The following is a 12,458-nucleotide window of genomic DNA, read 5'->3' on the forward strand; positions in this document are numbered from 1 at the left end:
CACCGACAACGTCGCGTACAGCCTGCGGATGCTCTCCGAGCCGTCACCGCCTACTGACACACCTCATGTCGCCGTCCGCTGACATTTCGTGTCGCCAGCCACTGACGTTCTGACGTCGTCCGACACAAGGTTCGCCTTCACAGGACAACGACATGTCGTACGCCAGTCATCGACATCTGTCCCAGATAGATCAAGCACACCATGTGCATTGCCTTTGGCATACTCCGAACGGTCGAATACGATCACCTTCATGCACGCTTCGATCAAGCCCCTCCGAGCCCCTGAACAGGGGCTCAGAGGGCAGGTCCGGAGCAGCGCGTGCTGACCATCCACCCGGTCAGCGCCGGACAGGGAATCGACTACCTCCTGAGCACCGTCGCCAGCGGCGACCGGACCCTCGGCGTCAAGGCGAACGAGGAGAACTGGGCCGCAGGAGCCGACACCCCGGGCCAGTGGATCGGCCGCGGCGCCGCCGCTCTCGGCCTGTCGGGAGGGGTCAGCCAGGAGCAGGCCGACGCCCTGTTCAAGTTCGGCGAGGACCCCCACACCGGCCGTGCTCTCGGCCGGAAGTGGCGCCAGTACAAGACGGTCGACGAACGTTACGCGGAGCGCCTGCGCCACGAGCCCAAGGCGTCGGAGGCCCGCAAGGCCGAGCTCCGCGCCCAGGTGGAACGCGCCGGCGAACGATCGGCCAGGGCAGGCTGGGAGATGGTGGTCTCCCCGGTCAAATCCTTCCAGGTCATGATGGCCGTGGCAGACGAGGAGGGCCGCGAGAAGCTCACCAAGATCGAGGAACGCGCCTTCCAGAAGATGTGGCGGCGCATCGAGGCGGACGCCGCGTACGCCCGCATCGGAGCCAACGGTGTCGCCCAGATAGCCACCGACGGACTCACCGCCGCCATCTTCACCCACCGCTCAAGTCGTGCCGGAGACCCGGCTTCCCACCGCCACATCGCGATCAGTTCAAAGGTGTACGCCGACGGAAAGTGGCTCGCCCTCGACGCGCGGCCCCTGCACCGTCAGCGCGTCACCTTCGGCGAGATCTACGCAGCCGAGATCGAGCGCGGCATGGCAGCCGACCTGGGAATCACGGCCACCGAACGCAAGGACAGCATCAGCTTCGACAAGCGCCCGATCCGGGAATTCCACAGCGTCAGCAAGAAGGTACGGAGCACATTCAGCACCCGCCGCCACCAGACGGAGCACCACCTCCGTGACCTGCTCGCCGCCTTCCGGACCCGGGAAGAACGCGAACCCACCCGCGCCGAGACCTACCAGCTCGGCCAGCGAGCTGCCCTGACGGCACGACCCGACAAAGAGCTGCGTAGCGCGGTCGACGAACGGCAGCACTGGCGCGAGCGCGCCCGATCCGCCGGCCTGCGCAACCCCGAACGCATCCTCGAAAAGGCCCGTCACGAGTCCGCTGAAGCCGCCCAGCGCACCCCGAAGACCGAAGCCGAGATCGCCCTCGCCCTGCGACGCTCCACCCGGCTCGAAGACATCCCTCGCTCCGTGGTCGCCGTCCTGGAGCGGAGTAGCGAGACCTGGACCCGCCCGAACGCAGAAGCCGAAGTCATACGCCAGCTGGTCACCTGCGGACTGCACATATCCCTCGGGGACCGCTTCGACGGCACCGTCCAGCAGCTGATCAACGCCACGCTGGCGCCCGCGTACTGCGAGCTCGTCGACATGCCCGACCTGCTCCCCGTGCCCTCCGCGTACGTGCGCGCCGACGGTACGAGCCTGTTCCACGACGCGGGCTGCACACGCTTCACCTCCCACGCCATCCGGGCAGCCGAGACGGCAGTGGTCGAGGCCGCGAAGGTCCCCGCCGCGGTGCGCATACTCACCGCCCAGCAGATCGACGCCGCCCTAGAAATCGGGCGAGCCGAACGAGGCTTCACGCCCTCCCAGGAGCAGCTCGACATCGTCCACGGCGTCTTCTCCGGCGACCGCCGGGTGCAGGCCGTCATCGGCCGGGCCGGTTCCGGCAAGACCACGATCATGGCCTTGCTACGGGAGGTGGGAGACGTCTACGGCATCCCCGTCATCGGATTCTCCAACGGCCAGGTCCAGGCCGACAAGCTGGGCGAAGAAGCTGGGATCAGGACGGAAAACATCCGGCGCTGGCTGACGATGAGCGAACTCATCGCCCCCACAGACCCCGAGTGGAACCTTCCGGACGGTGCCATCGTCATCGTCGACGAGGCGGGACAGGCCGGCTCGATCGACGTCGCGGACTTGCTCAAGCAGGCCACTGCGGTGGGCGGACGGGTGTTGCCCGTCGGCGACCCCCTGCAACTCGGCGCCCCGGGCCCCGGCGGACTCCTCGCTCAGATCGAAGCCGACGCCGGAGCGCTCTACCTCACCGAGATCCGACGCTTCCGCGACCACGACGGCACGCTGCGCACCTGGGAGATCGAAGCATCCAAGTCCCTCGCCGAAGGCGACTCCGTCACGTCGTTCGAGGCGTACAACTCCCGCGGCCGTATCCACGCCGGCAGCGCCGACGCGATGGCCGCCCAGGCATACGACGCGTGGCTCGCCGACACCCGCGACGGCATGGTGTCGATCCTCATCGCCCCGGACAACGCCGCCGCCGCCGGGCTCTCCGCCCGAGCCCGAGACGACCGGATCGCCGCCGGGCTGGTCGACACCAAGAACACCATGCGCCTCAAGGACGGGAACCAGCTCGGCGCCGGCGACCACATCGTCACCCGTGCCATCGACCGCAAGCTCCCCGTCCGGGGAGGCAGGGGCTACGTTCGCAACGGCGACCTGTGGTCCGTCACCAAGGTGCGCCGCGACGGCAGCCTCGTCGTGAAGTCGACACAGTCCAAGGCCCGCGCCGTACTCCCCGCCTCCTACGTCGAGCAGTCCGTCGAGCTCGGCTACGCCATCACCAAGGACCGCGCACAAGGGATCACGACCGACACCGCCCACGCACTGTTCGCCCAGGGAATGAACCGCAACGCGGCCTATCCCTCAGCCACACGCGGCAAGTATGCGAACCACATGTACCTGGTGGTCACCCCCGACGTCGAACCGATCGTCGGTGAGCCCGACCCCGTCCGCACCGCCCGGCAGGCATGGGACCAGATCGTCAGTCGGGACGGCACCACCCGTTCGGCAACCGTCGCCCAGCGAGAATCGCTGGACGCCACCGAAGCCCTGCACACCCTCGTCCCCCGCCTGCGCTACGTGCTGGACGACATCGCAGGGCAGCGGCTCCTCACCGTCCTGCGCGAGCGCGTACCCATGGCCGAGAGCATCGTCAACGCGGAAGCCTGGCCTGCGCTGCGCGACGTCCTGACCCGCATCGACGCCGGTGGAGCGGACTCCGTCGCAGCCCTTCAGCGGGCGATCCCCACACGCGGATTCGGGGACGCAGACGACATCGCCTCGGTCCTCCACTGGAGGCTGCACACCGACGATGCGGTGCTCGCCGCGCTCGACGCCGCCGAAGCCCGGGCCCTGGCCGAACCGGCCGGACCGCGCCTGCTCGCGCAGCTCCACCTGCTGCTCCCCGAGGACGACGGGACCGAAGAGAGCACCTACGCACACGGCCTCGCACAGGCCATCACCGCACGCGCCGAAGACCTGGCCATCACCGCGGCCGACGAGGCGACCCTCGGCGAGGGCTGGGCCGCGGCCTATGGGCCCGGCCCGGAGAGCGCCGACCAGGCGAAGGAGTGGCGCGACCGGCTGGCCTCCGCTGCGGCTTACCGCGACTTGGCCGAACACAGCGACGCCGACCCGTTGGGCCCTGCTCCAGCCGCCGGACCCGATCACCTCCGCCGCGTCTGGCACGACGGACAGCCGGCCGTCGAGGAAGCAGTGGCCATTGCCCGCGTGCTGGGCGCAGCCGAGGCAGGGGCCCGCTGGCTCGACACGCTCGGCCCCGTCCCGGCCGACAGCGACACGCGTCGCACCCTGTGGTTCGACGCCGCCATCGCAATCGACACCTACCGCGCACGATGGGAGTACGGGCGCGAGGACGTCTCTATCGGCACCCGGCCCACCGAACCTGTACAGGCCCTGGACTACGACGCCGCCCACGGCGCCATCAACACCTACTACCAGGCCACTCCCCCGCGCGGAGCAAGCAGCGAAGCGGACCGGCGCACCCTCGAACACCAGGCGCGGCGAGGTGAACTCGGCACGATCCGTGCCGCCGATGCGGCCCGTGCCAACGACGACGCGCACGCCGCCCGGCGCGAAGCGCAGTCCGCTGCACAGGCCGCCGGTGACGCCGTGAACCGGGCAGAGACGGTCCGGGAGGCAGCCCGCCAGCCCGAGAACCACCGTGAACAGCCGGCCCTCGCAGCTCGTGCCGAGCAGCTCGCCGAACTCGCCGCCCGTGCGACCGAGGCCGCGCGGGACTCCGAGCAGCGCGCCCAGGCCGTAGAAGCCGAAGCCCGGCGACACGGGGCGCGCGCTCTCGAAGCACGAGCCGACAGCCGGACCGGCCGGGATGCCGAACGCGCCCTGGACGTACTCGGCCCAGAGCCGATCCCCGGCCCGCTGGCGTGGCGGCAGCGCCCCTTCGGGAACCTCACCGACAGCGCGCTCCAGACGGCCCAGGCATCAGCACTCGCCCGTGCCCGGCTGGCCGACACCGAAGCCGACGAGGCGACGCGACGCGCTGAAGCCCTCAGCGCGGATGCGGCCCCCGGAGGCCGGATCGACAGCGACGTCACCGCGCGAGCGGAGCACGTCACCGCCATCCTCGCGCTCCGGTCGGCCCGCAGCGAGCTGGCCGGAGCCCAGACCGAGCATGCCCAGGCCGAGGATGAGGTCACCCAGGCGACTGCTCGACTTCAGGAAACCGGGCGCCTCGGCCGCCTCGTCCTGCGCGGTGACGACCGCCTGGCCGTGGAAGAACAGGCCCAGCAGGCGATGACCCGGCGCGATGGCGCTGCACTCCAGCAGTCGACACTGCACACCGAGATCGAACGGCTCGGCGACCTGGCAGGCGACGAGGACGACCACGACCGGGCGCTGACCGAATGGGAGCGGCTGGGCGGCGGCGCCGAAGCCGTCACCCTCACCGAGAAGGGCGTCGCGGCCGGAGACGCGACGCAGGCGCGAACCACCGCCGAGCGAATGCGACGCCGCGCAGAGGAGCAGCGTCGGCGGGCCGCCGGGCTGCGCCGTGAGGTCAGTGTCCGCGCCACGATGGATCCCGAGCAGAACCGCGTCGAAGACGTCGAACGGATCCAGGCGGCCCGTGATGCACAGCAGCAGCGAGCCCAGGACGGAGCGCAGGCTGCTGCGCGCCAGCAACAGGAGGAAGAGCGGAACCGGCGGGACGGCAACCGCTACTGACCGCGCCTGGTTAGGGCGGTCGACCCCGACCCTCAGCAGGACATCCGAAGCTGGCCCAGCCAGTCCGACCGGTACGAGTTCATCATCCTCGACGTGCCTGGCATCCCCAGCTGACGCGGGCGGGAGAGACGGCTTCTGCCCAGAGGTCGGGAGCACACCTAAGGCCGGGGCTGACTGTGCAACCCCGGCCCTGGAACCCTGCTTACGCCGAGCTCAGCCGGCGGCCTTCACCTTCTCAACAGCTTTCGCCAACTGCTTGTCCACCAGGCCTGGGGAGCCGGTGAACATCACGACGACGTTGCCCACCCGCACCCCTGCCTGCTTGAGGACGGTGGACGAGGCGCCGCTGGAGATGGTCATCGTGTGTGCGTACCGCTCGTCGCCGAGCTCCGGCACCGATGTCTTGGCGATCTGGATCTGCACGGGCGTGGTGCCCGACGTCATTGTGTAGCTGGGGCAGGAGGCGTACGCGTCGAACAACGCCCTGGTGCCCTCGGAGAGCTTCGCCGGGGAGTCACTGTGCAGCTCCTCTTCCAACTCGGATCCGCTGGTGCTGCCCCCGGTGTAGGCGAACGAGGCCTTCGTCTTCACGGCGAAGTTCAGGCTGCCGCCGCCGTCGCTCCCGCTCAGTTTCTCCAGGGCGGGGCAGCCGGTGATGCCGACGTCCTCGTGGCTGGAGGTGTCCTTCTCCGGCTTGACCACGTAGCCCTGGCCCAGGTTCGCTGCGGTCAGCATCCGCTGGTGCAGTTGCGTCTCATCGAGCGGCGGTGTGGTCGTATCGGGCTGGAGCGCACCGGCCTTCTTCGTGCTGTCCTGCTGGCCCGCGTCGCTTCCCGAGCTGCCGCATCCGGCTGCACCCACGCCGAGTACGAGCGCGGCCAGGGCGAGTCCGGCTATCGGCTTGTTCATGGAAACCCCCTGGTTGGTGTAGGTGGCCGACTCTACCTACCAGGTCCGAGAGCTCCTGAGGTCAGGTCCCCGGGCTGGAGCAGCACTTCGTGGCCAGGATCATGAGGCGGATCGGCATCTCGTCGCTTCCATGGATGGGACAGCTGCGCAGCAGGTGTGTGATCCCGCCGCACGGGGCGCGCGGACAGGGGCACGGCGGGTCCACCTGTCCGTTGATCAAGAAGCTGTGGATGTCAGGGAAGTCGGCGGGGCGGGGGATGAACATGGGGGCCTCTCCGTGCAGGCTCGGGCGATTTCTGAACGGCTACGCGCGGGCGGCGTACTGCTGGTGAGGAGTAGGAGCGGTCGCCCGCGCGGTGACCGAGGCCCGGGTCGGTTCCTGCTGGGCCGTGACCTGCCCGCGGATCTCGCGCCGGATGGTGGTCTCGGCGGCCCGATCCTGCGGAGTCAGCTCGGAGCGGCGTTCCACCTCGCCTTGGGCGACGTCGGCCCTGCCGCGAAGTTCGGCGGCCTGGCCGCGGAGTTCCCCGGCCTGGCCCTCCTTGTGCTCCACGTCCTCACGTTCGCTGTTGGCCGCGCGGGCGACCACGTCATCGTCGGCACCCATCTCCCTGAGCGAAGCCGCCAGCGAACCGCCGCCGGACGTCTCGTAGTTGTCACGCATCCACAGAGCCTCGCGCTCCGACTCCCCGGCGACCTTCTCCGCAGCGTTGGCAAGGCCGCGGCACTTCGCGTTCTCCACCATCAGCTCGTGGTCGGTCATGAGGGACTGCGGCGAGTTCTCCGTGATTCTGTCGGACGCCTCCTCGGCCTGCTGGGCCGAGAGCGCCTCGACGCCGGCGGCCGGCCCGAAGGCGTCCACCGCCAGCGGATTGGGCTTGGTCGGCGCGAGCTCTCCGGCCCACGACAAGATGTTCTGACGGACCTCAGCGGCCTTGTACGCGTCCACGTCGTACTGAGCGAACGCCTCGTCGGGTATCTCGGCGACCTTGCCCAGCTGCGACCTGAAGACCACTTCGCTGACGGGGTTCGGGTTCGCCGCCAGGTATTCGTCGACGGTCTCCGGGCCAAGGATCGCGTTCATCTCCGACAGATCCACGTAGTCCTTGGCCTCGGTGCGCCACGTCACCGATTCGGACTTCATCTGGACACAGTCCTGGACCGACATGACGCGGATCCCGTTCATGTCGCTCGGGTAGTACCGCATCTCCATCGGCACCATCTGGATGGTGACCGGATCGACGTCCGGCCGCTCCGGGTCGTGGACGGAGAGGTTCGCAGCCTGGTCCAAGCCCCAGACCTTTTCGACGTCCACCTGGTAGCCCGCGTCGGTGAGCGCCGTGATGACCTCGGCCCGGGCATCAATGGCCCTGACGCCGATATCGGGCATGTTGAAGATGTCGACGTCGTCCACCGGCCGTTCGGCGAGGCCGTGGGCACGCAGCGCCATGCTGCCGGCCAGCGCGTAGTCGTAGCGTTCGCCGACCGCGTCCAGCGCGATCCGTGCGATCCGCCACTTCTCCTCTTCCTCCATGGACTACTCACCGCCTCCGGCGAGCTGCGGGAAGCGGGTCTCCCAGACGCGCATGACCGGCCCCTCGGCCAGGCCCTCGCTCCACAACGTGGCGAGGAGGCTGGGATTCAAGAGGGCGGCCTGCTGCTCGGCGGTCCCCTCGGCGAGCACCACCCGGTACAGCTCCCAGGCCGCGCGGCGGTCGGAGACGTCCACCCCGGCCGGCACCGCTTCCCGGACCAGGTCCTCGGGGACGCGGACCGGTCCGGCACCGGGGCCGGACAACTGGGCGAGGTCCTCGACTACGGCGAAGCCAGCCGACGCACGCCACCTGCTCAGGCCCGGATCGCTCATCGCCTCGGCAATATCGGCGGCAAGGAGACCGCTGGCGACGGCCTGCTGAAGGCGCTGCTGCTGCGCCGCGCGAACGCGCTCCCCGCGCTCACGGGGAATCGGGGTACTCATCATGGGCTCCTCGCGAAGGGAAACGGGCAGTTCAGCGAGCCTAGGAAGCACGGAGCATCGCGTCAGGACTGGCCAACCATTGATACGCCTGCCGGTGCGCGGCGATGATGTCGGCCTCAACGAGCCCGTCGTCTTCCTCCAGGAAGCGCCACAGAAGCGAGCGCAGCTCGGCTGCCCCTGCGGCGGCTACCTTTCCGGTCGCGCGGGCGGCGCCGATCAGGACGTGCGCCACTGCGGCGACATCGGTCTGGACGGCGTCCAGCTCGATCGTCCCGGTGCGCTTACCGCGCAGCGCGCCGCCGCTCGGCCGTTCGACGGTCACCGCGGCCAGGGTCCGGGAGACGGGTGCGTTGCGGGCGGGATAGGGCACCGACCAGTGCGCGGTGAGCCAGGGAGTGATGGTCTCCGGAATACGGATGGTCCAGGAGTCCTGGGGCCCGTCGTGCTGGGCGACCGCACTCGACAAGGCCCTGCGCCGGGCCCGGTGCCATCCTTCCTCCTCGTCGGCGAAGGCGACGGCAACAGGATGGTCCGGCAGCACGGCGAACAGAGGGAAGGTCGCGGCCAGATCCAGGATGTGGAGCAGGCCGTCTCGGCGTGGCCAGTCCGCTTGTGCCGGTTCGGCGTCCGCCGTACGCCACCACTCGATCGGGCTGTTGAGCAGATGGCGGGCGAAGGGCCACGACATCACGCGGGTGAACGGGGTGCCGACGGCGTCCCGTCCGAGCAGCAGCGCAACGGACTGAGCGTACGGCGGCAGCCTGAGCCGCAGCTCAAGGTTCCGGCGGAGCTGCTCTCCGCGGTCGCCGGTCAGGTCGGCGGCCGCGGCCCAGCGCGGCCAGACACGTCCGACCGGTATCGCGTGAGGATGACGGGGGGCACCCGGGTCCGTCGAGCTCATTCCTCTACTCCTTGGCGGATCATCTCGGTCATGCCGGGATGCTTAGCTGGTGCGGTCATCTCGACCGAGGTCTTGCTGTGCAGCGTGAACACGGCGTCGGAGTCCTTGAACTCCCGCTCGACCGGCTTGGTGTGCTTCTGGGGGCCGCACTCCTTCAGCGCCAGGCGTGGCAGCGTCCGGTACAGCGCGTCGATCCACTCCACCTCGGCGGTGTCCCGCTTGCTTCCCGGGCTGTACACGCGCACCCAGGACACGAACAGCGCGGTCAATGCCTCCCGCACGTCCTTGTGTTCGTACCAGCACGGCGTGATGTTGGTGTGGGCGACCGGATAGGTGTCCACCAGCCAGTGCAACCAGGTCCTCAGCTCGGCCAGGCGCTCCCGGCGTACCGGGGGTTCCATCGCCACCCACACCCACCCGGAGAGGTCGATTTCCTCCCCTTTGAGGATCTCGCCGGTGTCGGTGTCGACGAACGCCGCACCGGTGTCCGGCTCGTCGGTGTCGAGGACTTCGAGATCGTCAGGCACGGGCCAGCTCCTTGCGTACGGGGGCTTCGTTGATGAGCTGCTGCAGGTCCTTGTCGCGGAAGACCATCCGGAGCTTGACCCGGATCGGCTTCTGGTTTCCGTACTGGACGACGGCGGTCTCGTCTTCGAGCTGCTGAAGTTCGTGGACGGGCGCCAGGTCGCGTTCGCTGGGTGACGTCGTACTGGACCGGCCGCCGTCGCTGCCCTGTGTCACCGTGGTGCGCTTGACCTCCGCGCGGCCGAGCATGGTGTTGAAATATCGGAGCGTCTCGGGGTCGGCGACGCCGGGCAGCAGCATGCGCAGGGGTGACGCGGAGAAGACCGTGTTGGCCTTGTCGTCTCCCAGCGAGGTGCGCAGCTGGCTGAGGTCGTGCCAGATGGTCAGCATCACGATGCCCTGACCTCGGCCGGTGGTGAGGACCTGAGCCAGGTCCGGGTAGCGAAGGACGTTTCCCGCTTCGTCGATCAGCAGCCCGAGCGCGGGGGACAACGGCTTGCCGGTCCGCCCGTACTGGGTCTCGGCGGCGTGGATCACCGAGGCGATCAGCGCGGTGATCAGGGGGGCGAACCGCTTGCTGTCCGACGCGGACGCCACGATGGCGATCGTGCCCCCCTTGGCGAGCACCTCCTCGGCGGTGAAGTCGGACCCCGAGCTCGTCTCCCGTACGGCCTTGTCCTGGTAGACGCGGGCGATCACGTTCAAGGTCAGTTGGACACTGCCTGCTCCGTCCGCGTGCAGGCGCCTCCACGGGGAGGCGTAGTCCTCGGCGGCCTCGGTGAAGCCGGCGTCGAGGAGAACCGCCTCGACGGTGTCGACGGCGTCCTTGCCCAGGGACAGCCATCGCCGGAACGCGGTGATCCCCTCCCCGGACACGCGAGCGGCCAGCAGGATTCCCTTGATGATGGGCTGCGCCTGCTCCAGCCACGTCTGGGCCTTGGGGTCGTTGCTGTTGGAGGACGCCTCCGCGAGCCACGTCGCCATCTCGTCGGCGTTCTCTTCGGTCTTGCAGTACTCGACCGGGGACCACCGCGCCGTCTTCCGGCCGGGGATGCCCCGGGGCGCGACGACGTGCACCGGCCGGCCGCCTGCGGCGCGCCGGGCGTAGATCATGTCGAGGTCGGAGGCCTTGACGGTGGTGATGACCAAGGGGCCGGACCACTCCAGCGCGTTCGGCAGGAGCAGGCCCATCGACTTGCCGCTGCCCGGGACGCCGAAGGCCAGGCCCGACAGGCACGGCTCCGCCGCAACGAGCTTCTTCGACGCGAGGCCGCGGCCGGCTATCAGGCGGTCGGCGCGTGCCAGCGGATCCTGTTCGGCCCGCAGCTTCTTCTCCACCTTGCGACCGCCCCAGGTCGCACCTTCCTGCTGGCGGTCCCACGGCTTGAGGACCAGCGCGGCAACGGGGGCGGCCACACCGAGCAGGGCCCAGGGGGCGTACTGCACCAGGCCCCCGCCGAACGTTGCGGGCAGTTCGATCATGAGGTGCTCCACGGGGCGATGGCGGGGGGAAGAGGGGAGGGCTTCGAGCGGGCATCCTTCGCAGCAGCCAGGGCGGCGCGGGCGCGCGCCGCACCGGCGGCACTGGCCGCCGGATCGGCGGAGGGGCCCAGGTCAAGGGAGTCGTACGGCGGCGGGAGCGGGGTGGCAGGCGGCGGCGCCGACGCGCTGGCAGGTGTCGACGAGGCGGCTTCAGCCCGGGTGCGACGCCGGTGGTCCTCCCGGCGCTCGGCGCAGCGCGGGCAATCCTCCCCGCTGTCGAGGCGCGTTCCGTCCTCACACACCGGATCGGGGCACTCCCCCGGCCTGATCAACGTGATGGCCACGCCCACGGGGCTGGTGAGTGAGCCGTTGGCCGCCTTGGCCATGTAGCCGTGGCCCCACCACCGGCGCGGGATCCGCGCGCAGATGTCGTCGACGGTGCGCCCCGCGGACAACGCAGTGCGTACGGCGGCGGGAATGGCTGCCGGCAGTGGGCTGGGAAGAAGCGCGGTCAACTGTCCGGGCAACGCGGCGAGGACTTCGCGGACGGCCGCCGAGGTGGCCTGCCCGGAATCCTCCGGCAGCGAGCTGGCGGTCACCGTGGCCGGATCCGTCGAGGGGGCCGGCACGGCGACCTCTGACGCGGCCGGGGGGCCCGGCTCCAGCGTCAGCACCGCGGCGTCGGCATAGCGCATCCGGACGGCTTCGAACTCCTCCATGGTGGCGGGGGTGTCGTACGCGAACAGGTCCGTGCCCCACCTGCCGGTAAGCGCCTGATGCTTGGCGCGCACGAGGTACCCGGCGCCGATCAGGGTCCGGGTGGCCTCGTAGAGCTGCTGGGGGTGCTGCCCGCGCTGGGTGGCGAGCCGGTCCATGGTGATGCTCTCCCCGTCCCGGCAGCCCAGAAGGACCGCGAGCAGACCGACCGCCGCCACGTCCAGGTGCTCGTCGTGCGAGGTACCGGCCGGGACGGTGACATGGCCGGGCCGACCGTGGAAGACCTTCACGCGACACCTCCGGCGGGATAGACCGCGTAGCCGTCGCGAAATGCCTTCAGCACACACGGCTGGGACCAGAGCTTGAGGGCGTAGGCGGTCAGCTCCTCTTCGCTCGCATCGAGCGGTATGTCGGTCAGCGGGTCGTACTGCTGCTCGTGGCAGCAGTGGCAGGTGAAGAACGCCCACCATCCGCCGGGCACGGCCGGGTCGTAGCCGTGCCCGGCGGGAGGCTGGGTCTGCTCGAACACCATCTGGCCGAGCAGCGGGGCACCAGGCGCGTGGTCGCGCGCGCCTGCGGAGGCGGGAGTCGTCATGAACAGTCCTCAGCAGATCGTGG

9 protein-coding genes are annotated in these 12,458 nt (G+C 69.8%); 1 reads left to right on the plus strand and 8 read right to left on the minus strand.

Features of this window, described 5'->3' with window-relative positions:
- The first annotated feature begins 318 nt into the window (after positions 1–318).
- Entirely contained in the window at positions 319–5,328 is a 5,010-nt protein-coding gene (mobF, locus tag AC0Z36_RS20365) for a MobF family relaxase (RefSeq protein ID WP_485464400.1), read from the plus strand.
- A 213-nt stretch (positions 5,329–5,541) separates the two neighbouring features.
- Here the strand turns inward: mobF and AC0Z36_RS20370 are convergent, their stop codons facing one another.
- The 8 genes from AC0Z36_RS20370 to AC0Z36_RS20405 all read right to left on the minus strand — a co-directional run bounded on the left by AC0Z36_RS20370 (position 5,542) and on the right by AC0Z36_RS20405 (position 12,435).
- Positions 5,542–6,237 (minus strand): hypothetical protein, encoded by a 696-nt coding sequence (locus AC0Z36_RS20370; RefSeq protein WP_485464401.1) that lies wholly within the window; start codon positions 6,235–6,237, stop codon positions 5,542–5,544.
- A gap of 304 nt (positions 6,238–6,541) precedes the next feature.
- Positions 6,542–7,771, minus strand: a complete 1,230-nt coding sequence (locus tag AC0Z36_RS20375) for a hypothetical protein (protein WP_485464402.1) — start codon at positions 7,769–7,771, stop codon at positions 6,542–6,544.
- A gap of 3 nt (positions 7,772–7,774) precedes the next feature.
- On the minus strand, positions 7,775–8,215 hold the full coding sequence (locus tag AC0Z36_RS20380) for a hypothetical protein (protein ID WP_485464403.1): 441 nt from the start codon (positions 8,213–8,215) through the stop codon (positions 7,775–7,777).
- Positions 8,216–8,255: 40 nt separating this feature from the next.
- The gene (locus tag AC0Z36_RS20385; protein WP_485464404.1) at positions 8,256–9,116 is read right to left on the minus strand and encodes a hypothetical protein; all 861 of its coding nucleotides are present in this window, start codon (positions 9,114–9,116) and stop codon (positions 8,256–8,258) included.
- Complete coding sequence (locus AC0Z36_RS20390) at positions 9,113–9,643, minus strand: hypothetical protein (RefSeq protein ID WP_485464405.1); 531 nt, start codon at positions 9,641–9,643, stop codon at positions 9,113–9,115. The genes AC0Z36_RS20385 and AC0Z36_RS20390 overlap by 4 nt, the downstream gene beginning before the upstream one ends.
- Positions 9,636–11,123: a type IV secretory system conjugative DNA transfer family protein gene (locus tag AC0Z36_RS20395; RefSeq protein ID WP_485464406.1), complete on the minus strand. Its 1,488-nt coding sequence runs from the start codon at positions 11,121–11,123 to the stop codon at positions 9,636–9,638. The genes AC0Z36_RS20390 and AC0Z36_RS20395 overlap by 8 nt, the downstream gene beginning before the upstream one ends.
- Entirely contained in the window at positions 11,120–12,130 is a 1,011-nt protein-coding gene (locus tag AC0Z36_RS20400; RefSeq protein ID WP_485464407.1) for a hypothetical protein, read from the minus strand. Before AC0Z36_RS20400 ends, AC0Z36_RS20395 begins: the two co-directional genes overlap by 4 nt.
- Positions 12,127–12,435, minus strand: a complete 309-nt coding sequence (locus AC0Z36_RS20405; RefSeq protein WP_485464408.1) for a hypothetical protein — start codon at positions 12,433–12,435, stop codon at positions 12,127–12,129. The genes AC0Z36_RS20400 and AC0Z36_RS20405 overlap by 4 nt, the downstream gene beginning before the upstream one ends.
- Between the last annotated feature and the right edge of the window lie 23 nt (positions 12,436–12,458).

It is taken from the genome of Kitasatospora sp. UYEF31, assembly GCF_057291755.1.